This is a genomic window from Devosia sp. (genome assembly GCF_025809055.1).
Classification (GTDB): domain Bacteria; phylum Pseudomonadota; class Alphaproteobacteria; order Rhizobiales; family Devosiaceae; genus Devosia.
In genome coordinates this window covers 94,970-117,997 of record NZ_CP075529.1, presented here as the reverse complement: position 1 = coordinate 117,997, position 23,028 = coordinate 94,970, and the positions used below count along the sequence as shown (strand labels likewise).

The window sequence follows — 23,028 nt, the reverse complement described above, 5'->3', positions numbered from 1 at the left end:
GCGGGACAAAGGAGCCTGCCCATGACCCTTCTCGCCGACTGGCTGCGGAACCAGACCGATGATGAAACGCTGGCCAGCGTGTTTATCGCCATGGCCGATGCGGGGGCGGAAATCGCGGCCGTTCTGCGACAGGCGCCCATTGCCGGCCAGACCGGCCTTGCCGGCGCCACCAATGTTCAGGGCGAGGCGCAGAAGGCCCTCGACGTGATCTCAAACGACATTGTTTTGAATCACTTACGACCGAACCCCCATGTGTCGATTCTGATTTCCGAAGAGCTGGATGAAGCCGTTGAAGTATCGAGTCAGGGCCAGTTCATCGTCGCCACGGACCCGCTCGATGGGTCTTCAAACCTTGATGTAAATGTCACTGTGGGCACGATTTTTTCGATCCTGCCCGCTGACGGCGGCCTCTTGCAGAAGGGCAGCGCGCAACTGGGTGCCGGCTATGTCGCCTATGGCCCGGCAACGAGCATGGTGCTGCGCCTGGTCGGGCAGACGGCGGTGTTTACACTGGGTTCGGATGGCGGCTGGACGCTGATCCTCGGCGCGGCAAGCGTGCCGGAAGCCAGCGGCGAATATGCCATCAACACCGCGCGCGAGCGCTTCTGGGATAGCGCGACCAAGGGCTATGTGACCGAGAACGTGGCCGGGGAAACCGGGGCCGCCGGCAAGCGCTACAATATGCGGTGGGTCGGCTCCATGGTGGCCGACATCCATCGCATACTCATGCGCGGCGGGATCTTTCTCTATCCGCTCGACAGCGAGACCGTGTCCAAGGGCGGACGCCTGCGCCTGCTCTACGAGGCCAATCCAATGGCCTGGCTGGTCGAGGGCGCCGGGGGCAAGTCGACCACCGGCCGGGAGCGCATTCTCGACGTGATGCCGGTGGATATCCACCAGCGGGTGCCGGTGATCCTGGGGTCGGCCGAAGAGGTCGCGCGGGTTGAGGCCTGGTATCGGAAGGCGGGGTAGAGGTTCGTCTGCCGGGCGGGAAAACCAGAGGTTCCCGCTTTCGCGGGAATGACGTTGTGGGGTGGCTTGGCTGGTGCGTGCGGGGAACGGTTTTGGGCCATTCGAGCTGCCACTTGAGCGTAGCTCTCGTGGCCTTCTCGCCTAAAATCGTCCCACCGGGACGATTTTGCCTTCGGCACGGGTCGAAGTCTCATGGCTTCCTCACCTCAAATCTCTCCACCGGAGAGATTTGCCCTACGGGACGGTTCGGAAATTGCAACGTTGCGGGGGTTTGGGTAGAAGGCTTGCCGGATCGGACGGTTTGGTCCGGATGGGAGCCAATATGAGCGACGCGAAATTCACCCTGCCCTCCACCAATGCCGGCACGTGGCAATCCCGGCCGTTCCACCGGCAATATCTGATGCGGCAGGCCAATCAGCTTTTCGACTTTTTCGAAGGCGCGTCGATCAATCCCAAGGGTGGCTTTTTCGAACTCAGCGATGAGGGCGCGCCCCTCTCGCCCGACAATGCCATCCGCCAGATCCACGTGACGACGCGGATGATCCATTGCGCCGTGGTCGGCAGCCTGCTCGGGCGACCGGGGTCCAACGAAATCATCGACCACGGCATGCGCTATCTCTGGGAGAAGCATCGCGACGCCCGCAATGGCGGCTATGTGTGGTCGCTCGACGACCACGGCTATCAGGACGACAGCAAGCAGGCCTATGGTCATGCCTTCGTGCTGCTCGCCGGATCGAGCGCCAAGCTGGTCGGGCACCCGCTGGCCGATCAGGTGATCGCCGACGTGACCGAGGTCATCGAAACCCGCTTCTGGGATGACAAGGTGGGCGCGGTGCGCGAGGAATTCTCCAATTCCTGGGGCGAAATCAGCACCTATCGCGGCCAGAACTCGAACATGCACCTCACCGAGGCGCTGATGGCCGCCTATGAGGCGACGGGCAAGTCGGCCTATCTCAAGAAGGCCTCACGGATTGCCGACCTGATCATCAACCGCAATGCGGCGCGTCTCGACTATCGCGTGGCTGAGCATTTCCACGAAGACTGGAGCCTCGACAAGGATTATCTCGGCTCCGAAATGTTCCGCCCCTCGGGCACGACGCCAGGCCATGCTCTCGAATGGTCGCGCCTGCTCTTCCAGCTTTTCGTGCTAAGCCGCAAGGAACATGCCTGGATGACCGAGTCGGCGCGGGGCCTCTTCCGCAACGCCATCGACCTGGGCTGGGACAAGGCGCATGGCGGGTTCTTCTACACGCTGGACTGGAACAACCAGCCGATCATGCGCGAAAAGCTGTGGTGGCCGGTCGCCGAAGCCATCGGCGCCGCGGCGTTCATCGGCTTTCACGACAACAATCCCTATTTCCAGCACTGGTATCGGACACTCTGGGACTTCGCCGAGAACCATGTGATCGACCATGCCCGCGGTGGCTGGCTCAGCGAACTGACCGAAGACCTGACCCCGACTTCGCGGCTCTTCTCCGGCAAGCCGGACATCTATCACGCCCTGCAGGCCTGCCTCATTCCGCTCTACCCGGCCACCGGCAGCCTGACCAAGGCCATTATCGAGGCGGACCACGGCCCGACGCACTGAGTGCGGCAATAAGGGGTCGACCAAGCGAGCGGGCGGAGCGGAACAGAGTTTGCCTCTCCGCCGCCTTTGACAGCAAAGCCTGCTCCCAAGGCCGGTTGTCAGGGCGTTGTTCGCAGCGTACATCACCCCCACCTGATCCAAGGTGAGAGCCGATGACCGCCCTAGCCGCCCAATTGCCGCGCCACCTCGTCGACAAGGCCGTTCTTGCCGCGCTCGAAGAAGATATCGGGCTGGCCGGGGATCTGACCAGCCAGGCCACCCTGGCGCCCGATGCCTGGGCGAAAGCTTCGCTTTCGGCGCGGGAGCCGGGGGTCATTGCCGGGCTCGACCTGGCAGCAGCGGCGTTCCGCCATGTGGGGGCCGGAGTGACCTTCACCCCGCTCCTCGCCGATGGCGACAGGGTTGAGGCCGGTTCGGTGGTGGCGGAGGTTGAAGGGCCGGCGCGGCTGGTCATGTCGGGCGAACGGGTGGCGCTGAATTTCATCAATCACCTGAGCGGCATTGCCAGCCTGACGCGCACCTATGCCGATGCCATCGCCGGCACTGGGGCGCGCATCTGCGACACGCGCAAGACGACGCCGGGACTGCGGGCATTCGAGAAATTCGCGGTGCGCTGCGGGGGTGGCTCCAACCACCGTTTCGCGCTCGACGATGCCATTCTCATCAAGGACAACCACATCGCCGTCGCCGGCAGCGTGACTGCCGCCTACAAGGCCGCCGAGGCCTTCGCGGGCCACCTGGTCGCCATCGAGATCGAGGTCACGACGCTGGCCGAACTGGACGAGGCCCTGGCGGCAGGCGCGCGCATCGTGCTGCTCGACAACATGGACAATGACACCCTGCGCAAGGCGGTCGAACGCACGGCGGGCCGGGCGCGGCTCGAGGCCTCGGGCGGCGTGAAGCTCGACCGGGTGCGGTCCATTGCCGAGACCGGCGTCGACTATATCTCCACCAGCCAGATCACCATGGGCGCCAAGCCTCTGGACCTGGGGCTCGATGTCACCATCGGCCATTCGAAGTGACCACAATAGCCATGGACACCATGAGTGCTTCGCTCACCGACAGCGTCGTCGCGGCCGCCATCCGGGCGGCGCAGGTCATCTGCGCGGTCTATGACCGGCCGATCCATGTTGTCACCAAGAGCGACGGATCGCCGGTTACCGAGGCGGACGCTGCCGCCGAAGCGGTGATCATCGAGGCGCTGCAGCCGACGGGCCTGCCGGTGCTCGGGGAAGAAAGCGTGGCGGCCGGGATCATTCCCGTGCTCGGGGAGCGCTATTTCGTCGTCGACCCGCTGGATGGCACCAAGGAATTCATCAAGCGCAATGGCGAGTTCACGGTCAATATCGCTCTGGTCGAACACGGCAGGCCGATCCTCGGCGTGGTCCTGGCCCCGGCGACGGGCGAGCTTTTCGTGGGTGACGCCGACGGTGCCTGGACGGGGCTGGTGGTGGATGGCGCGGTGACAAAGCGCTCGGCGATCGGCATCGCCCACCTCGCCCGGCCACGGATTGTTGCCAGCCGCAGCCATGGGCATGAGGCGCTCGAGCAATTGTGCCGGCGGCTGGACGTCGAAAGCGACGTCTCCGTCGGTTCGTCACTGAAATTCTGCCTTCTGGCGCGCGGGGATGCGCAGCTTTACCCCCGATTCACCCCGACCTGCGAATGGGATACCGCCGCCGGCCAGGCCGTGCTTGAAGCGGCGGGTGGCGCAGTGGTGACCCTGGATGGCCAGCCGCTGCGTTACGGCAAGAGCGATGGGCGGTTTCTCAATCCCTATTTCGCCGCTGCCGCCAGCCTGGAGCTGGCGCGCGAAACGGCGGCGCATATGCGGGATCTGCTCGGCTAGCCGAATATGTCGCATCTGCCTTGCGCGAAAGCGGGTGTCGGCAGCGCCGCTGCTGGTCTATCCATTAGGAATGCAATCAGTGCTTAACTGATCTGCGCCTTTCCCGCCGCACCGAGTCTTGCCCTTGGCGGCCGGTAGTTATATACGCCCAGCATATATCGAACCGTAATATGCTTCGGAGCACAAATGAACGTCCGCACGCTTTGTCTCTCCATTCTGCATGAAGGAGAAGCCAGCGGGTACGACATCCGCCGGATGTGCACGGAAGGCGAGTTCGCCTATTTCGTGGAAGCCAGCTATGGCTCGATCTATCCGGCCCTGGCACGGCTCGAAGATGACGGGCTGGTCGTCAGCCGCGTCGAGCAGCAGGACGGCAAGCCGGCACGCAAGGTCTATTCCATCACCGAGGCCGGCCGGACGGCCTTCGTTGCCGAACTGAGCGGCCCGCTGGGCGAGGATGTCTTCCGCAGTCCTTTCCTGCTTTTTGCCCGTTTCGTGCATCTGTTGCCGCGCGATCTGGTAGAGGCCCGAACCAATGAATTCCTGCAGCGATCCGTCGAGGGCCTCAAGCGCCTCGATGAGGCCGCTGCAGACCATGAATGCACACCAGCCGACCGCTGGGTGATTTCTTACGGACGTGCGGTGCTGACGGTTGCCGAACAGTACTTCCGCACCCATATGCACGAACTGAACGATATGGCGCGAGCCGAGCCGCACCGCAAAGCGGCCGAATAGGGGGCTATTTCACAATGCGCGCAGTGTTTTCCTACGGTCTTGCCTTTGGCATTCTGGCACTCGCAGCCGGCTGGCTGGCGACGGGAACCCTGGTCCAGGGCGGACAGGGCCCGGGCAAGGGCGAAAAATCCATTCTGTCGGTGATCGAGGGCGAAGAACACGGCCCGATCGCGACCTCGCTCGGCAATGCGGGCCTCTTGGCCGAACATCACGCGCCCGAGGTCGATCCCAGCCTGACCATTGCCCAGCGCAATGAAGTGACAACCGGTGCGGCAGCGCCGCTGCAGAGCGTGCGCATCGAGCGGTTCACGGCCCAGGCCATGCCGATCGAAGTTCCGCTGCGCGGCAGCACCAAGGCCAAGGCCACCATCACCGCAGTCGCGGAAACGGCCGGCATCGTGGACGATGTGCACGTGACCAAGGGACAGCGAGTTGCCGTGGGTGATCCCCTGTGCACGCTCGACCAGGGCACCCGCGCAGCTGCGGTCAGCCAGGCCGAAGCGGCGCTGTCGCAGGCGCAGGCGGGGCTGGCTCAGGCGCAGCTCAACTATGACACCAATGCCGACCTGCGTGCGCGCGGTCTGGCCGCGGCCAATACCGAGCAGGCGGTCGACGTCGCCCTGGCCCAGGCCAAGGCCGGTGTCAGCCAGGCTCAGGCCGGCCTCGACAACGCCACTGCCGAGTTGAACCGCACCGAGATCAAGGCCAAGGTGGCCGGACTGGTGCAGGACCCGGTCGCCACTGCCGGCTCGATGCTGCAGGCAGGCGGCCCCTGCGCCACGATCGTCCAGCTCAACCCGATCGTTTTCACCGGCATGGTGCCCGAGGCCAATATCGGGCTGGCCCGGACCGGTCTCGAAGCCACGATCAAGACGGTGACCGGCCAGACCGTTCAGGGCAAGGTGACCTTCATTGCCTCGGTCGCCGATAGCGCCACCCGCGCCTTTCCGGCCGAAATCGAAATCCCCAACGAAGATTTTTCCATTCGTGACGGCGTGACGGCTGAAGCCATCGTCAATCTGGGCAGCGCCCCCGGACACCTGGTGCCGCAGTCGGTGCTGACGCTCGATGACGAGGGTGTTCTGGGCATTCGCACGGTCGAAGACGGCGTCGTGGCGTTCTATCCGATCACCATCGTCAGCGACACGCGCGAGGGCGTCTGGGTGACCGGCCTGCCGGCCATTTCTGACGTCATCACCGTGGGTCAGGAAAATGTCTCCGCCGGCCAGTCCGTCGAGGCCAGCGCCGCCGCCGCCCCTGAAACCAGCCAAAGCTGAGGACACCAACGATGCTCGACTTCATCGAAAAAATCCTCAGGATGCCCAGGGTGGTCCTGACCATCATGGTGCTGCTGCTCGGCGCCGGTACGGCCGCCTATGTGTCGATGCCCAAGGAAAGCTTCCCGGCCATCGACGTGCCCTATCTCTATGTCTCGATCAGCCAGTCGGGTGTCTCGCCGCGCGACGCCGAAAACCTGCTCGCCAAGCCGGCCGAGGAAGAGTTGGCGACCCTGCCGGGGCTGAACAATATCAGTTCGACCTCGACCACCGGCCATGCCTCGGTTTTCCTCGAGTTCGACATCAATACCGACAAGGACCAGGCGCTGCAGGATACGCGTGCCCGGATCGACGCCATCAAGGGCAAGATTCCGAGCGATGCCAACGATCCGACAGTGCATGAAATCGACCTCGTCGGCATGCCGATCATTTCGGTCGCCGTCTATGGATCGGCCCCGGAAAAGGAGCTGGTGCGCCGCGCCGAGCAACTCCAGGACGCCCTGGAAGGCATTGCCGAAGTGCGTGAGGCCACCCTGTCGGGCGCGCGCAAGGAACAGCTGGAAGTCCGTGTCGACCTCCTGCGGCTCGAAGCCTACGGGCTGACGGCCAATCAGCTGTTCGATGCCCTGGCGCGCAACAACATGGTGGTTGCCGGTGGTACGCTCAACACCGGACAAGGCTCGTTCAACATCGAGGTTCCGGGCCTCATCACCACCGCCCAGGACGTCTATAACCTGCCGCTCAAGACCGACGGCAACACTGTCGTGACCTTCGGGCAGGTGGCATCGATCACCCGTACGCTTGCCGACGCGACCGAATATACCCAGGTCAACGGCTCCCCTGCCCTGATCCTGGGCGTATCCAAGAAGCTCGGCACCAATATCATCGATGTGTCCGACAAGGTGCGCGCGGCGACCGAAGAAGCGGCCAAGGATTGGCCAGCCGGCGTCACCTATTCGTTCTTCCTCGACCAGGCCGAAACCACCACCCAGCTGTTCCGTTCGCTCGAAGCGGCGGTGCTGACAGCTGTGGCGCTGGTGCTGATCACCTGTATCGCGACGCTGGGCGTTCGCCCCGCACTGATGATCGGCCTCTCCATTCCGCTGTCCTTCATGATGGCGTTCCTGGTGGCCGACATGCTCGGCATGACCATCAACATGATGGTGATGTTCGGGCTGGTCATCGCGGTGGGCGTGCTCGTCGACGACCCGGTGGTGGTCGTCGAATATGCCGAGCGAAAGCTGCAGGAAGGCGTGCCCAAGCGCGAGGCCTTCATCATGGCCATGCGCAAGATGTTCGTTCCGGTGGTGGGTGCCACAGCAACCACGCTGGGTGCCTTCATTCCGCTGCTGTTCTGGCCGGGCATTATCGGCAAGTTCATGAGCTACCTGCCGATGATCGTGATCATCGTCATGGTCGCCTCGTTCATTTCCGCACTGATCTTCATGCCGGTGATCGGGTCGATCATCGCCTCCAGCCATGTCGACGAGAAGGCCAAGGCCAAGGCCGATATCGTCATGTATCCCGACAAGTTCGACACCAAGAAGGTGGGCGGCATAACCGGGCTCTATGTGCGGATCATGGAAAAGCTGCTGCACTGGCCGCTGCCGACGCTGGCCGTCGGTTTCGGTATCATCGTGGCGATCTTTGCTTCCTATGCGATGAACCCGACGGGCACCGAAGCCTTCCCGGCATCGGAACCCGAATTCGCCACAGTCGCCGTGGTGGGCCGGGGCAACTACTCACCCGAAGAAATCCGCGACATGATGGTGGAGATCGAAAGCGAGCTGATCCAGGTGCAGGGCGTCCAGGACGTCATCATGCAGTTCGGCTCGACCGGCTCGTTCAGCACCACGCCGCCCGACACGATCGGCAATTTCCAGCTGCAATTTCTGCCCTGGAGCCAGCGCCACCCGGCCGAGCAGATCTTTGCCGAAATTCGCCAGCGCGTGGCCGGCTTTGCCGGTCTCGATATCCAGCTGCTTGCGGCCGAAAGCGGTCCGCCGGCGGGCAAGGACATCAACATGCGGGTCGAGAGCACCAATTACGACGATCTGGTGCCGGTGGTGACCGCCATTCACGATCACCTGGCCAGCTGGCCGGAAGTGGTCGACCTCGAAGACGGCCGCCCCTCCCCGGGCATCGACTGGCAGGTCACCATCGACCGCACCGAAGCCGGCAAGTACGGCATCGGCGTGCGCGAGCTGGCACCCTATGTGCAGTTGATCACCAGTGGGGTGAAGCTGGGCACCTATCGCGATGCGGAAACCGGCGACGAGCTCGACATCCGCGTTCGGCTGCCCAAGGAGGAGCGCACGTTCGACGCGCTCGATTCCATGCGCATCGCGACCAGCCAGGGCCTTATCCCGGTCAGCAACTTCATCCAGCGGACGGCCGTGCCCAAGGTGGCCAGCATTGCCCGCCGCAACCAGGTCTATACGATGAATGTTGCCGCCGGGCTCACCAATCTGCCCGAAGGGGTCTATGCCGCCGACAAGGTGACCGAGCTGCAGACCTGGATCGACCAGCAGGACTTCCCGGAAGCGGTTACCGTGACCTTTGGCGGTGCCGAAGAGCAGATGGGCGATGCCAATGCCTTTATCGGACAGGCCTTCGTCATGGCCATGGCCATCATCTTCTTCGTGCTGTTGCTGGAATATAACAGCTTCTACCAGGTGATGGTGACGCTCTCGACGGTGATCATGTCTGTGGCCGGCGTGCTCCTGGGCATGTTGATTACCGGCATGAGTTTCTCGGCCATCATGACCGGTCTCGGCATCGTGGCGCTGGCGGGTATCGTGGTGAAGAACGGCATCGTGCTGATCGACACCTATAACGACTATCACAGGCACCAGCAGGTGGAGGCCGTGAAGGCCATGCTGCTCACCGTCAGCCAGCGTGTGCGCCCGGTGCTGCTCACCGCCTTCCTTACGGCGCTGGGCGTGATCCCGATGTGGGCCAATGTCGAGTTCGACTTCCTGCGGCGCGAGATCGTGATGGGCGGCATTGCCGGATCGTGGTTCATCCACCTGTCGGCGGCGCTTGTCTCGGGCCTGTTCTTCTCGACGGCCCTGACACTGGTCATGGTGCCGGTGATGATCACTGCCCCGTCCGTTACCTGGCGGCAGATGAAGTCGACCGGCGAGGCCATGGCCCGTTTCGGTCGCTGGGCCGGTGGGCTATTCGGCCGCAAGCGCGCGGTGGCGGCTCCGGCCGGGTTCGACGGCATGGCCGTGGAAGTGCCCGACGACGCCGACAGCTCGGGCCGCTACATCGTCTCCAAGGATGCAGGGCTGACCGAAAAGGAAGCCAATGGCGTCACGGTGGTCAGCCGAAGGGACGCGGCGGAGTAGCGCGCCTTCGGGCATGAAGCATTTGAGGAGGCCCGCAGCAATGCGGGCCTCTTGCATTTCTGGCTAAAATAGCTAACTATCCAAAATAGCTAATTTAGCCAAGGAGTCTGTCATGGCCATCATGTCAGCAACCGATGCGAAGAACAAGTTTGGGCAGATGCTGGAAATGGCTCAGGCCGAGCCGGTGCGTGTGCAGAAAAATGGGCGCGACGTTGTTGTTGTGCTTTCGGCTGAGCAGTTTGCGGCCTGGGAAGAGTCGCGTGTCCAACCCAAGGTTCGACCGGCCATTGAAGAACTGATGGCTCGCAGCATCAAGCGCCGCAAATCGCTTTATGAGGCACTCGCCAAGTAGATGTCATGAGCTTCACATATCTGACGCTCGAAGAGACGCTGCGAATCCACGACATCCTGATCGAGAGCTTTGGTGGGGCAAAGGGCGTTCGTGACCATGGTCTGATCGAGGCGGCATTGCTGCGGCCGCAGACAGGTTACTACGTTGACCTGATCGATGAGGCGGCGGCGCTTTGGGAAAGCCTGGCGATGAACCATGGTTTCGTCGATGGGAACAAGCGCGTGGCCTATGCGTGCCTGGAAATGTTCCTGCAGCTCAATGGCATGGACATTGCGGCGAAGAACGACGACATCGAGGCGTTCATCTATTCCAACCTGGAAGCCGGCACTTTTCGCAAGGACGTGCTTGAGGCCTGGCTGCGCGCGCACACGGAGCCCCTCGTCTCATAGTCCGGTGGCGTCGAACGGGTGCAGCCGCCAGTCGTCGCCGTCGAAATGGATATCGCGTGAAGCCGGGGCTCGTGGGGCTAAGGCCTTGAGCCAGAAGGCCTGCGCAGGCGTATTGGCGTGAGGCACGGCGATGTGCCAGGCGCCTCGGTGGTTGGCGATGGCCATATCGACGGCCGCCCGGCCCGCACCCCTGCCCCGATAGGCGCGCAGAACAAAGAACTCGGCCATGAACCAGCATGGCGCCCGGCCGGTAAGGGGACACTCATCGACGACCAGCGCGAAGCCGGCAATCTCGTCTCCCGACATGATGAAGTAGGGATGGCGCCAGAAGCGGTCGAGAAAATCGTAGGCGAAGCGCCCGTCGGGGCCGACCGGAAACGGCATATGGGCCGTCATGTCATGGAGATAAAGCTGGATCAGGTTGGCGATGACCGGCTTGTCTGACGCTGTGGCGGGGATGAGGGTGATCGGGACCATGGGCGGAAGATATCCCTCATCCGAGGCTGCGCGCCACCCCCGGACGAGCCGGGAGTGCTCACTTGGACATCCGTGGCTCCCGTCACCCCACCCTCAATCCCTCCCCATCAAGGGGAGGGAGGCGCCAGATCGCCCAGCGGAGTTATCTCAAAACCATCGCACCCGCTGCGTCGGCCTTTCTATCCACTTGGGCAGCGCTGGCCCTTCTCCCACAGGGGAGAAGGAGGTCCGGCTATTCCGCCGCCGGGGCGCCGCGGCGCACGAAGCCGTCGGGATCGTCCTGGGTGCGGGCCAACCGCTCGGCGGCTTCATTGGCTTCGCGCTGGCGGTTCCACATCTGTGCGTAAAGGCCATCCTGATCCAGCAGGGCCGCATGGTTGCCGCGCTCGGCAATCTGGCCGTCGCGCAGCACGAGGATTTCATCGGCATTGACGACCGTGGAGAGCCGGTGCGCGATGACCACAGTGGTGCGATTGCGCGAGACTTCGTCCAGGGCGGCCTGAATATCGCGCTCGGTCTTGGTGTCGAGCGCGGACGTCGCCTCATCGAGGATGAGAATGGACGGCGCCTTGAGGATAGTGCGGGCAATGGCGACGCGCTGCTTTTCACCCCCTGAGAGCTTCAGGCCGCGTTCGCCGACCGGGGTATCATAGCCCTTTGGCAGGTTGTCGATGAAGCTGGCGACCTGCGCCATGCGAGCCGCATCACGGATATCGCTCTCGGAGGCGCCGGGACGGCCATATTCGATATTGTAGCCGATGGTGTCGTTGAACAGCACTGTATCCTGCGGGACCATGCCGATGGCCGAGCGCAGGCTTTCCTGCGTGACATCGCGCAGGTCCTGGCCGTCGATGGTGATGCGACCACCGGTGACGTCGTAAAAACGGAAGAGCAGGCGCGAAATCGTTGATTTGCCGGCCCCGGTCGGCCCGACAATGGCCACGGTCTTGCCCGCGGGCACCTCGAAGCTGACGCCCTTGAGGATGGCGCGGTCGGGATCGTAGTGGAAGCTGACATCCTCGAAGCGGATCACCGGTCCGGTCACCGCCAGCGGCGTGGCGCCGGCAGTGTCCTGAATTTCGGGATCCTGATCGAGCAGCTTGAACATCTCCTCGATATCGGTCAGCCCCTGCCGCAATTCGCGATAGACGAAGCCGATGAAGTTCAGCGGCCGATAGATCTGCATCAGGAAGGTGTTGAGCAGGACGAAGTCCCCAAGGGTCAGCGATCCGGCCATGACACCGTTGACCGACATGATCGAGATGATGAGGAAGCCGGTATAGAAGATGACCGCCTGGCCGAAATTGAGATAGCCCAGCGAAGTCCAGATGCGGATGGCCGAGCGTTCATAGCTGGCCATGGCCCGATCGTAGCGCTCTGCCTCCATGCGCTCATTGGCGAAATACTTGACCGTCTCATAGTTGAGCAGGCTGTCGATGGCCTTGCCATTGGCGTCGGTGTCAGAATCGTTCATGTCCCGGCGGATCGAAATGCGCCAGTTCGAGGCCTTGATGGTGAAATAGAGATAGGCCCAGATCATCACCACCAGCACGCCGAGATAGCTGATCCCGAAGAGCCAGACGAAGATCACCGCAACCACAGCGAACTCGACGATGGTCGGCACGATGTTGAGCATGGCAAAGCGGACAACGGTCTCGATGCCCTTGGTGCCGCGCTCGATCACCCGCGACAGGCCGCCTGTGCGCCGCTGCAGGTGAAAGCGCAGGGACAGCCGATGCATGTGGTGGAAGGTCTGCAGGGCCAGCTTACGCACGGCATGCTGGCCAACCCAGGCAAAGAGGACGTCGCGCAATTGCTGGAAGCCGGCGTCGATGACATTGCCCAGCGCATAGGCGATGACCAGCGCCACCGGAATGGCGAGACCGAGAAAGAGCGCGCTGTCGGGCGTCGAGCCATCGAGGCTGTCGATGACGCCTTTGTAGGCAAAGGGAATGAGGGTGGTGGCCACCTTGCTGGCCAAAAGGGCGGCAAGCGCCAGGACGACGCGCAGTTTCAGGTCCGGCCGGTCTTCCGGCCACATGTAGGACCACAGGTTTCGTACGGTAGCGAGTACCGATCCCTCGTCTGCGCTGACGGAGGGCTTCTTCTCAGTGCTGTCTTGAGCCATCAGGCCAGTTCCGATTCCTTGTTGGCGGCGCCGGGCGCCAGCCCCTTGAGGAGTCCACCAAAGGCGGTGGTGATTTCCGCCAGCCGATCCTGCCGGATGCAGTAGCGGTTGCGCGTGCCATGCGGCTTGCGATCGATGAGGCCGGCATCAAGCAGGACCTTGATGTGCTGGGAGACTGTCGACTGGGCGAGAGGCAGGCTCTCGGTCACGTCGGCACAGCAGCACTGGCCCTGTTGCTGGGTCGCCAGGATGCGCAGGATTTCCAGCCGCACCGGATGCCCCAGGGCCCGCATTATGTTGGCAATATCATCGTCACGCATGGGGCCACTCGATTTGGCGCGGCGATTTTCCAAAGGCCGCGAGTGATGATCGTTGGATTACGATGAAACATGGGCACTGTCGACGGGAAAATCAATCCCCGGGCCGCAAACGACTGCGGCGCCGATTGGGCGCCGCAGGATTTACTGAACCAGTCCTTCGGGCAATTCGAACACCTGCCCGGGATAGATGCGATCGGGATCCCTGATCTGGCCGGTATTGGCCTGATAGATGGTGGTGTATTTGATGCCTTCGCCATAGACGCGGCGGGCAATGGTCCACAAATTGTCCCCACGCCGGATGATGGCCTTGCCCGAGGCAAAGCGCTGCGCCTCCGGATCACCCACCGAAACGGCCACCAGTGTCGGAACCGCAGGTTCTGCCGGGGTGGATTCAATCTCGGGCTGGGGCGCTGCCTCCACGGTCGGCTCAGACTCGGCCGGGCTTGCTGCGGGCGCAGCTTCGGGAGCTGCAGCCTCGGCCGTCGCATCAGCGGCGGGTTGCGGGTCCGCGCTTGGGGTGACCGCGGGGGTCTCGGTCGCGGACGGCTGCACCGGATCTGTGGGGGCAGTAACGGCGGGCGCCTCTATTGCGGCTGGTTCGGCGGCTTCGGGCTCCGCAGGCGTCGTCGCCGGTTCGGATGCGGCAGGCGCATCAACCGCCGGAGCCACATCGGCAGGCACCGCTGAGGGCTGGACTGCCGCCGTTTCGACGTTCGTGGATGCGGGTTCGCTCACTTCGGGCGTATCCGCCTGAGCCACAACCGTCTCGGCCGGGGCCTCCGGCAGATCGACGACAAAATCCACTTCGGCGCGAGACACGACAGTGGACGTGCCGGGCTGCAGGAGATCGACGCGAATGCGCTGCGAAGGCTTGGTCAGCACATCGCCGCCCTCGACCAGCCAGCGCCCGTCCTCGACCACGGTATCGGCGACAAAACTGTCATCGACATAAAGCCGCATGATGCCGCCTTCCGGGCCGCCGCCGGCAAAGAAGGTCCGCTGCCCTTCGATCTCGATGGCGTCGATCGAGGGCTGTATATCCGCCAGCGCGGTGGTCGGTTCGGGGGTCACCTGCGCCGGCTGCTCGACGGCGGCGACGTCCACATCAGGAGAGGTGGCTTCTGCAGCGGGCGTTTCCACGGCCGGATCGGATGGAGCCTCGGTTGCGGTCTCAGCGGCCGGCGTTTCGGCAACGGATTCGGCGGGCGTCGCGGGCTCTGCGTCCGGCGCGGCCTGGGCAACATCCTGATCAACTGGCGCAGCATCGGTGCTAGCGGGAGCGGCCTCGGCCGGTGCGGCCGCTGCAGGTTCAGACGTTGCCTGAGCGGGCTCCCCGGAGGTTGTTGTGCCGTCGGCCGCAACCGCTGCTTCCGGCTCTGTCGCAACAGCCTCGGCAGGCTCGGCCGCCTCGGTCGCAGGCTCGCTCGCGTCCGCCGTTTCGGGCGCGGCCATGGCATCGGGCGCCGTCGCCGGCTGTCCGGCTTCGGCGTCGACTGGCGCGGCAGGTGTTTCGGTTGCGGCCTCAGGCGCAACTGCTGCCGGTGCCGTTTCGGCGGCCGGGGCTGGGGTATCGGCCTGGGCAACTTCCATGGGCTGAGACAGGCCCTGGAGCACTTCGCTAGCCGCGCCAGGCGTGCTGGCGACGACCAGTGGCTGGCTGGTGCGATCTTCGTCGATCACGACGACAAAGGACTTTTCGGCAGCGCCGGGCTTGCCGGTTTCGCCCAGAGTGACTTCCACGCCACCCGCCTCGAGCGGGGTGTCGGGCACGAAAACCCAGTCGCCGCTCTGTTCGACCACGGTGCTGCCGAGCAGCGCGCCATTGGCGAAAATGTCGACACTGGACCCCGGCGTGCCGGACCCGGCGATCACCACGGAGCCATCGGGCTCGGCGCGCAACAGGCCGAAGGTGGCCGCGATCAGATCATCGGGAATGGCGGTTTCAGTGGCATCAGGGGCGGTGACATCCAGCGCCGGATCGACCAGAGCAACATCCTCGGCAGGCTCTGCCGGTACTGCCTCGCCATCGACCGGCACATCGGCCACGGCGGCCGGTGGCGGTGCGGGCACAAGCCCGACCTCGACCATCTTGCCGCGCAGGCACTGGCCCATGCCATCCGCACTATTAAAGCAGGAGACCACGGAGGGGCCTGCCACCACGCCGAAAACGGCAATGACCGTCGCGAAGACAGCTCCGATGGTGAGGGCAAGCGGGCGCTTTGGAGTCGGGGTCGTGTCGGCCAGTTTGTCCTCCCGAACAAATTGGTCAGCCGGCCGCCTTGGCCAACTGCGTCGTTGATTGATCGGCGGCCGAATCCTTGGATTCCGTCTTCAGCAGCTTGTATGTGATTGATTCATACAGAGCTTCAAACGAGGCATCAATGATGTTGGGCGAGACCCCTATGGTCACCCAGCGATCACCGGTGCCATCGCGGCTCTCGACCAGTACACGGGTGACCGCGCCCGTGCCGCCGTCCAGGATACGCACCTTGAAGTCGACCAGCTGCAGATCCTCGATCTGCGACGAGTATTTTCCGAGGTCCTTGCGCAGCGCCTGGTCCAGCGCATTGACCGGGCCATTGCCCTCGGCAACCGACATCAGAAGTTCGCCATCGACGCGGATCTTGACCACCGCTTCGGTGACGGTCACCTCCTCGCCCATGGCATTGTGCCGCCGCTCGACCATGGCGCGGTAGTTTTCGACCTGGAAGAAATCCGGCAGCGTGCCCAGCACATTGCGCGCCAGCACCGCAAAAGAGGCGTCGGCGCCGTCATAGGAATAGCCCTCGGCCTCGCGGTCCTTCACCACGGCGAGGAGCTTTTCGAGGCGTGGATCGTCCTTTTCGATGCTGATGCCGTGCCGGGCCAGCGCCGTCAGCAGATTGGACTTGCCCGCCTGCTGGCTGACCATGATGGCGCGCTCATTGCCCACGCTTTCGGGCTCAACATGCTCATAGGTCGAAAAATCCTTGAGCAGGGCCGAGGCGTGGATGCCGGCCTTGGTGGCAAAGGCCGAGGCGCCAACATAGGGCGCCTGCCGGGCGGGAGCGCGATTGAGCCGATCATCGAAGGCGCGAGAAATCTGGGTCAGCCGTGCCAGATGTTCGCTGGTGACGCCCGTCTCGTAGCGCTCGGCATAGTAGGGCTTGAGGCAGAGGGTGGGGATGAGCGTGATGAGATTGGCGTTGCCGCACCGCTCGCCCAGGCCATTGAGCGTGCCCTGCACCTGGCGGACGCCGGCCTCGACGGCCGCCAGAGCATTGGCCACGGCCTGGCCGGTGTCGTCATGCGGATGGATGCCCAGTTTGTCGCCCGGCGCGACCTTGAGCACCGCCTCCACCACCGCCCGCACCTCCGACGGCATGGAGCCGCCATTGGTGTCGCACAAAACCACCCAGCGGGCGCCGGCTTCGAGCGCGGTGGTGACGCAGGCCAGCGCATAGGCCGGGTTGGCCTTGTAGCCATCGAAGAAGTGTTCGAGGTCGACCAGCGCTTCCTTGCCGGCCGAGGTCGCGAGCCTCACCGTATCGGCAATGCCTTCAAGGTGTTCGTCCGTGGTCGAGCCCAGCGCCAGTTCCACCTGATAATCCCAGGCCTTGGCCACAAAGCAGGTGGCCGCCGCGGCGGAATTGACGAGCCCCATGACGCCCGGATCATTGGCGGCAGAGCGCCCTGCCCGCTTGGTCATGCCGAAGGCTGTGAAGGTCGCCTTCTTGGTGCGGGGTTCCTCGAAGAAAGCCGTGTCGACCGGATTGGCGCCGGGATAGCCGCCCTCGATATAGTCCACACCCAACTGCTCGATGAGCCGCGCAATGGCGACCTTGTCCTCGAGGGAGAACTCGACGCCGGCAGTCTGGGCGCCATCACGCAGGGTGGTATCGAAAAGGTAGAGGCGTTCACGGGACATTTGGGGCCTAACTCGGAACTATTTTGGGGGCCAGACGGCCGTATCGTGGTCGGGATGCTGGTGATTGGAAATCCGGATCGCATTTGCCAGTTCAGGCTCGCGATCGGCCAAGGGTGCAACATCGGGCATTTGGCCCAGCGCGTTGACCCAGGACAGACGGGATTCGGCGCCATGCTGATCCTTGGGTGGAAACGCTTCGGGCGTATCCAGAGAGCCAATCGAGACGCACATCCATGTTCCACTTACATGGTTGAAGCTCAGTGGCGTGCCGCAGTCGCGGCAGAATCCGCGTTCAACCTTGTCGGACGAGCGGAACAGCGCGATTTGTCCGCGGGTGACGTTGAAGTTACCCAATTCGCTTCCGACCAGCGCGGCATAGAATCCGCCAAAGGCCTTCTGGCACATGCGGCAGTGACAGATATGCGCGCTGCGCGGACGCACGGTAAAGCCATATCGAACAGCGCCACACTGGCAGCCGCCGGTCCAAAGCTCAGTCATGATCGCGCCCCAGCGGCGGCCAGACGGCCGTATCGTGGTCGGGATGCTGGTGATTGGTGGCCTTGATGCCGCTCCACCAGGACTCGCGGTCGGGATCCTCGGTAATGCCGCCATCCTCGATGGTGACCAGGATTTCGAACCAGGGCACCATGCCTTCGGTGCCGGTATTGGCGCCGGGCGGAAACTGGTCCGGGTGATCGAGCGAGCCGATGGTGAAGTTCACCCGGTTCCCATTCACGTCGTCATAGAACAGGGGCGTGCCACATTTGGCACAAAAGCCGCGGTCGACATGGTCCGAGGAGCGGAACCGGGCCGGCTCACCGCGCGTCCAAGTGATGGCCTCGCGCGGGGCAGCGACCAGCGCCGCAAAGATATTGCCCACCGCCTTCTGGCACATGCGGCAGTGGCAGATGTGGGAATTGTCCATCATCTCGGTGGCGTGGTAGCGCACGGCGCCGCACTGGCAACCACCGCTGACTTCCATCTTGTAGCGATCCATCACGCGCCCTCCCTGGGTGGCCAATCTGCTGTGTCATGATCCGGGTGCTGGTTGGAATGAATTCCCGCCAGAAAATCCCGCCATTCATCGCTGACTTCGTGCCGCTCGGGCAAGCTCGCCAGGCCGGCGAAGAAGGGCTGGCGATCGGCGAGATTGACCTGGATTTCGGGGGCAGCCACGACCGGATCATCGAAGGTGCCGATGGCCAGTTCCAGGCCGAAACGGGTTTCATAGGCCAGCGGAGTGCCGCAATCGCCGCAAAAGGCGCGGCGGGCCGCATTGGAGCTCTGGAACCATTTCGGCTCGCCACGAGTCCAGACCGCGTTATGCGCGGTAACCAGGGGTCCGAAAAATCCGCCAAAGGCCTTCTGGCACATGCGGCAGTGGCAGATGGACGGGCGACCCAGACGGGTCACCCGGAAACGCACGGCGCCGCACTGGCAGCCGCCGGAATGCACTTCAGCCTGGGGCATGACAAACCGCCTCTATGTTATTGCCGTCGGGGTCGATGACGAAGGCACCATAATAGTGCTCATGATAATGCGGGCGCGGGCCGGGGCCACCATTGTCACTGCCACCGGCCGCCATGGCGGCGGCATAAAAAGCGTCCACATCGGCGTGGCTGGCCGCCGAAATGGCATAATGCCGGCCGGGACCGGGCTCAGCACTTTCCGTCAGCCAGAAATCGGGCTTGGTGCGGCCATAGCCACCCACCTTGACCCCACCGGTAAACTGCTCGGGGACCACATTGAGCAGCGTGATCCCGAGTGGAGCAAAGGCGGCGTCGTAAAAGGCTTTGGACTTGTTCCAGTCCGCAACGAGAATTCCAACGTGATCAAGCATGATTCCAACTCCGGTTTGAGGAGTGGCGATTTGGGGCGGGCGATGCGTCAGGGGGTGGCAGGATCATCGTGCCACCTCGCCATGGAGGGTGGACCAGACGAGATCGGCGATCGCAGTGGGACGGGCCAGGATGTCATTGTTCCAGAGGCGGAGGAGGCGGAAGCCTCGGCGTTCCAATTCGGCGTCGCGTTCTGCATCGCGCGTACTCTCCGCATGCTGGGAGCCATCAGCTTCGACAATGAGCTTCGCAGAGAAGCATACGAAGTCGGCGATGTAGGGACCAATCGGAACCTGTCGGCGGAATTTGAACCCAACGAAGCGACGATCGCGGAGCAGAGTCCAGAGCTTGTGTTCGGCCAAAGTCGGTGCCCGGCGCATCGCCCGCGCATGGCCGAGAAGTCGATTGTCGCTGGCCATTTCGTCCCCCTCATCCGCCCTTCGGGCACCTTCTCCCACAAGGGGAGAAGGGTGGCTTCGTGCTTGTCGAAATTGCCGGGTAGACCACCAGATCCCCTTCTCCCCTTGTGGGAGAAGGTGGCGCGCAGCGCCGGATGAGGGGGTTTTTTCGGCAAACGCAGTGCTCCCCTCTCCCCTTGAGGGAGAGGGTGGATCGGCCGGAGGCCGAGACGGGTGAGGGGTTTGATCCGCTTGCGCAGACATTTACCGCTTCACCTCCCACCTGGTCTGCCGCTGGCCGGCCTCATCCTTATAGTCCATCAGGGCGATGCCCTGTTCCGCCAGTTCGGCACGGATGCGGTCGGCTTCGGCGAAGTTCTTGGCGTTAAGGGCGGCGAGGCGGGCGGCGACTTGCGCGGCAACGTCAGCGTCCACCTCGACGTCGCGCTTGATGTTGATGCCCATGAGGCTGGCTAACGCCAGGCCGTCTGCCGCACGACCTTCGTCCATGATCAGAGCGTGGACGCGTGCGAGAACTGCAGGCGTGTCGAGATCCTCAGCCAGACGCTCCAGCAGGTCGTCCGGAACGGCGGAAGCAGGTTCGGTGTCACCCGCGGCGCGTTCCCACTTTTCCAAAAGATTCACCGCCTCTTCGAGCCGGCGCTGAGAGAAATCAATCGGCTCGCGATAATGCGTCATCAGCATGGCCAGCCGCAGGACTTCGCCGGGCCATTTGCGGCCGCCGAAATCCTCGGTTTCCAGCAGTTGATGGATGGTGAAGAAATTGCCCAGGCTCTTGCTCATCTTCTGGCCTTCGACCTGAAGGAAGCCATTGTGCATCCACACATTGGCCATGGCGTGCGAGCCGTGGGCGCAGCGGGACTGGGCGATTTCGTTTTCGTGGTGCGGGAAGATGAGGTCGAGCCCGCCGCCATGAATGTCGAAGGTCTCACCCAGATAGCGCTCTGACATGGCGGAGCACTCGATGTGCCAGCCCGGACGGCCTCGGCCCCAGGGGCTGTCCCAGCCGGGCTCTTCGGCCGAGGAGAGTTTCCAGAGGACGAAATCGGCCGGGTCTTCCTTGTGCGCGTCCACGGCAATGCGGGCGCCGGCGAGATTGTCCTCGAGATTGCGGCCCGAGAGCTTTCCGTAATCGGACATGGAGCGGGTGCGGAACAAGACCTCGCCCTCTGCAACATAGGCATGGCCGCGCGTGATGAGGGTTTCGATCATCGTCTGCATTTCGGCGATGTTTTCGGTGGCGCGGGGCTGCACTGTCGGCTCCAGGCAACCCAGCGCCGCGACATCCTTCTGATATTGCGCGGCCGTGGTCTCGGTGACCTTGCGGATGGCCTCGTTCAGCGGCAAATCGGGATGATCGCGCAGGGCGCGCGCATTGATCTTGTCGTCCACGTCGGTGATGTTGCGGACATAGGTGACGTGCCCGGCCCCATAGGTGTGGCGCAGCACGCGGAACAACAGGTCGAAAACGATGGCGGCGCGGCCATTGCCGATATGGGCAAAGTCGTAAACCGTGGGTCCGCAGGCATAGAGGCGCACATTGGTTTCATCCATGGGCGCGAAAGGCGCCTTGGTGCGGGTCAGCGTATTGTAGAGCGAGAGCTGCGGCTTTGCCGGGGTCATCGAGGGTCCTGTGGGCCAGACATGATCGTGCTCTGGCGGGGAGCCTCTATCCGTTCGAACCTTGGGATGAAGAAGACCGCTCCGCCAACGTTGGTTAGCAGGTAATAATGCAGCAGGTAATGGTGCACTTGGTCTTCATGGGTGCGGACATTGGCCGGGCGGGCCCGAGAAATCAAGCGAAATCAAAAAAAGGGCGGCCCGCAGGCCGCCCAATCGCTTTGGAGGCGATAACTTGATCAGCTGCGGAACTGCTGATGGCACTGGTTGCAGGTGCCCATGATGGTCTGGATGGCGGCGCCATAGGCGGCGCTGTCGCCGGCCTGGGCCGCAGCAAGGGCTTCTTCGGCGGCGACGCGGCCGGTTTCAAAGATGCCGGTAAAGGTTTCCCAATTCTCCCAGATCGCGGGCAACGCATCGCTGCCTTCGCTCGACCCCTCCGGGAACATTTCGGGGAAATGGGTGTAATTGAACAGGAAGGTCTCGGCTGCGGCGACAGCTTCATCGCCGGAGAGATTGGCCGCGCCGCGCAGCAGGCCGCCGTTCTGGCGCATTGCCGCTTCGCGCATGGCGATCGCCTCTTCGGCTGTTGCCGGCGGGGTAAAATCCTGCGCCAGCACGGCAACTGTGCCCGCCGCCATCAATGCGGCCAGTGCCAATCCGGAAATCGTTCGGGAGATCATGGTTGTTTTCGACCTTGTTGTTTCGACGCTTGGCGGGCCCACTTCCCCGAATAGCTAACCCTTGCATGGGGTTATGACAGGCCCAATACGCACACGGGAATGTTATAGCCTATTTGGGCAGAAGTTCGACGCGCTGATCGATGGCGCCAAAGGCTGCCGGGCCGCCTTCGGTACCGGCTGCGATCCGCACCCGGTCGCCGGGCTTGAGAAACGGCGTACGGGCCCGGCCGTACTTTGCTTTCTCGGCCGTGCGCGCTTCGGCAATGCAGGCAAAACCAATGCCGTCGCGCTTGATCGGCAGGGTTTCGTCATGCGGATTGGAGATGGTGCCGCCCCCGATGATGGTCCCGGCCGCCAGACGCCGCGTGCGGGCCGCTTCCATGATCAGGTCGACGAAATCGAACTGCATGCCGATCCCGGCATTGGGCTGGCCATAAAGGGTGCCGTTGACTTCGACGCGAACCGGCAGATGCAGACGATTGTCGCGCCAGCGGTCGCCGAGGCTTTTCGGGGTGGCCACGACGGGCGCAAAGCTGGTGGAGGGTTTGGCGTGGAAAAAACCGAACCCGTTCTGCAGATCGTCGGCCACCAAGCGGCGCAGCGACACATCGTTGACCACGGTGACCAACCGAATGGCAGCCGCCGCCTGCTCGCGGCTGGGGTTCATCGGCACAGCGCCAATGATCACCGCCGCCTCGGCTTCAAAATCGAGCGCCAGATCCTCGGTCGGCACGAGAATGGGGTCGGTGGGAGCCGAGAGCGAGTCGGAGCCGCCCTGATAGATAAGGGGCCGGACCGATTGCAGTTCGGAATCGAGGCTGCCCTTGAGCGAGCGGACGCGCTCCAGGTGGCTCATATAGCCAGAGCCGTCGATCCACTGGAACGCGCGCGGCAGGGGCGCATGGGCCTGGCTGGGGTCGAAGACCTGCCCGGACACGGCCCCGGCCTCGAGCTGATCGGACAGCTCGCGCAGGGCCGGCGCGGCGCGTTCCCATTCATCAAGCGCGGCCTGGAGCGTCGGTGCCACGCGGCCGGCGGACACATAGCGCCCGAGATCGGCGGATACGACGACCAGTTGTCCATCCGGACGGCTTGCGCGGAGTGTGGCCAGTTTCACGACG

General features: G+C 63.5%; 22 protein-coding genes. 9 read left to right on the top strand and 13 right to left on the bottom strand.

From position 1 onward, the window contains the following. The first annotated feature begins 21 nt into the window (after window positions 1-21). The 9 genes from KIT02_RS00560 to KIT02_RS00520 all read left to right on the top strand — a co-directional run bounded on the left by KIT02_RS00560 (window position 22) and on the right by KIT02_RS00520 (window position 10,515). The gene (locus KIT02_RS00560) at window positions 22-972 is read left to right on the top strand and encodes a class 1 fructose-bisphosphatase (protein ID WP_297580872.1); all 951 of its coding nucleotides are present in this window, start codon (window positions 22-24) and stop codon (window positions 970-972) included. Window positions 973-1,294: 322 nt separating this feature from the next. Further along, window positions 1,295-2,560: an AGE family epimerase/isomerase gene (locus KIT02_RS00555; protein ID WP_297580870.1), complete on the top strand. Its 1,266-nt coding sequence runs from the start codon at window positions 1,295-1,297 to the stop codon at window positions 2,558-2,560. A 152-nt stretch (window positions 2,561-2,712) separates the two neighbouring features. Further along, complete coding sequence (nadC, locus tag KIT02_RS00550; RefSeq protein ID WP_297580868.1) at window positions 2,713-3,582, top strand: carboxylating nicotinate-nucleotide diphosphorylase; 870 nt, start codon at window positions 2,713-2,715, stop codon at window positions 3,580-3,582. Further along, window positions 3,579-4,409, top strand: coding sequence for a 3'(2'),5'-bisphosphate nucleotidase CysQ (gene cysQ, locus KIT02_RS00545; protein ID WP_297580866.1), 831 nt, complete (start codon window positions 3,579-3,581; stop codon window positions 4,407-4,409). The genes nadC and cysQ overlap by 4 nt, the downstream gene beginning before the upstream one ends. A gap of 186 nt (window positions 4,410-4,595) precedes the next feature. Then, entirely contained in the window at window positions 4,596-5,144 is a 549-nt protein-coding gene (locus tag KIT02_RS00540; protein ID WP_297580864.1) for a PadR family transcriptional regulator, read from the top strand. Between the two features lie 14 nt (window positions 5,145-5,158). Next, window positions 5,159-6,421, top strand: coding sequence for an efflux RND transporter periplasmic adaptor subunit (locus KIT02_RS00535; RefSeq protein WP_297580862.1), 1,263 nt, complete (start codon window positions 5,159-5,161; stop codon window positions 6,419-6,421). 11 nt (window positions 6,422-6,432) lie between these two features. Then, the gene (locus KIT02_RS00530) at window positions 6,433-9,774 is read left to right on the top strand and encodes an efflux RND transporter permease subunit (protein ID WP_297580860.1); all 3,342 of its coding nucleotides are present in this window, start codon (window positions 6,433-6,435) and stop codon (window positions 9,772-9,774) included. Between the two features lie 112 nt (window positions 9,775-9,886). Then, the gene (locus KIT02_RS00525; RefSeq protein WP_297580858.1) at window positions 9,887-10,126 is read left to right on the top strand and encodes a type II toxin-antitoxin system prevent-host-death family antitoxin; all 240 of its coding nucleotides are present in this window, start codon (window positions 9,887-9,889) and stop codon (window positions 10,124-10,126) included. A 5-nt stretch (window positions 10,127-10,131) separates the two neighbouring features. Beyond that, window positions 10,132-10,515: a type II toxin-antitoxin system death-on-curing family toxin gene (locus tag KIT02_RS00520; protein WP_297580856.1), complete on the top strand. Its 384-nt coding sequence runs from the start codon at window positions 10,132-10,134 to the stop codon at window positions 10,513-10,515. On the opposite strand, the gene KIT02_RS00515 is transcribed toward KIT02_RS00520, so the two are convergent. The 13 genes from KIT02_RS00515 to KIT02_RS00455 form a co-directional block, all read right to left on the bottom strand. Then, the gene (locus KIT02_RS00515) at window positions 10,510-10,992 is read right to left on the bottom strand and encodes a GNAT family N-acetyltransferase (protein WP_297580854.1); all 483 of its coding nucleotides are present in this window, start codon (window positions 10,990-10,992) and stop codon (window positions 10,510-10,512) included. The two genes, KIT02_RS00520 and KIT02_RS00515, sit on opposite strands and share 6 nt — an antisense overlap. 232 nt (window positions 10,993-11,224) lie before the next feature. Continuing rightward, window positions 11,225-13,120 (bottom strand): ABC transporter ATP-binding protein/permease, encoded by a 1,896-nt coding sequence (locus tag KIT02_RS00510; RefSeq protein WP_297580852.1) that lies wholly within the window; start codon window positions 13,118-13,120, stop codon window positions 11,225-11,227. Further along, entirely contained in the window at window positions 13,120-13,440 is a 321-nt protein-coding gene (locus KIT02_RS00505; RefSeq protein WP_297580850.1) for a metalloregulator ArsR/SmtB family transcription factor, read from the bottom strand. The genes KIT02_RS00510 and KIT02_RS00505 overlap by 1 nt, the downstream gene beginning before the upstream one ends. A 141-nt stretch (window positions 13,441-13,581) precedes the next feature. After that, window positions 13,582-15,582 (bottom strand): LysM peptidoglycan-binding domain-containing protein, encoded by a 2,001-nt coding sequence (locus tag KIT02_RS00500; protein WP_297580848.1) that lies wholly within the window; start codon window positions 15,580-15,582, stop codon window positions 13,582-13,584. A 124-nt stretch (window positions 15,583-15,706) separates the two neighbouring features. Beyond that, a complete protein-coding gene (cimA, locus tag KIT02_RS00495; RefSeq protein WP_297580846.1) occupies window positions 15,707-17,347 on the bottom strand; it encodes a citramalate synthase in 1,641 nt (546 codons plus the stop codon). An 18-nt stretch (window positions 17,348-17,365) separates the two neighbouring features. Further along, window positions 17,366-17,845 carry a GFA family protein gene (locus tag KIT02_RS00490; RefSeq protein ID WP_297580844.1) on the bottom strand — a complete coding sequence of 160 codons (480 nt, stop codon included), beginning with the start codon at window positions 17,843-17,845 and terminating at the stop codon, window positions 17,366-17,368. Beyond that, window positions 17,838-18,344 (bottom strand): GFA family protein, encoded by a 507-nt coding sequence (locus tag KIT02_RS00485; protein ID WP_297580842.1) that lies wholly within the window; start codon window positions 18,342-18,344, stop codon window positions 17,838-17,840. The genes KIT02_RS00490 and KIT02_RS00485 overlap by 8 nt, the downstream gene beginning before the upstream one ends. Further along, window positions 18,344-18,817, bottom strand: a complete 474-nt coding sequence (locus KIT02_RS00480; RefSeq protein WP_297580840.1) for a GFA family protein — start codon at window positions 18,815-18,817, stop codon at window positions 18,344-18,346. The genes KIT02_RS00485 and KIT02_RS00480 overlap by 1 nt, the downstream gene beginning before the upstream one ends. Next, entirely contained in the window at window positions 18,804-19,187 is a 384-nt protein-coding gene (locus tag KIT02_RS00475; protein ID WP_297580834.1) for a VOC family protein, read from the bottom strand. Before KIT02_RS00475 ends, KIT02_RS00480 begins: the two co-directional genes overlap by 14 nt. A 63-nt stretch (window positions 19,188-19,250) precedes the next feature. Continuing rightward, on the bottom strand, window positions 19,251-19,604 hold the full coding sequence (locus KIT02_RS00470) for a DUF559 domain-containing protein (protein WP_297580832.1): 354 nt from the start codon (window positions 19,602-19,604) through the stop codon (window positions 19,251-19,253). 243 nt (window positions 19,605-19,847) lie between these two features. Next, entirely contained in the window at window positions 19,848-21,227 is a 1,380-nt protein-coding gene (gene cysS, locus KIT02_RS00465; protein WP_297580830.1) for a cysteine--tRNA ligase, read from the bottom strand. Window positions 21,228-21,463: 236 nt separating this feature from the next. After that, complete coding sequence (locus KIT02_RS00460) at window positions 21,464-21,907, bottom strand: cytochrome c (RefSeq protein WP_297580828.1); 444 nt, start codon at window positions 21,905-21,907, stop codon at window positions 21,464-21,466. A 109-nt stretch (window positions 21,908-22,016) separates the two neighbouring features. After that, a complete protein-coding gene (locus tag KIT02_RS00455; RefSeq protein ID WP_297580826.1) occupies window positions 22,017-23,024 on the bottom strand; it encodes a fumarylacetoacetate hydrolase family protein in 1,008 nt (335 codons plus the stop codon). Window positions 23,025-23,028: the final 4 nt, after the last annotated feature.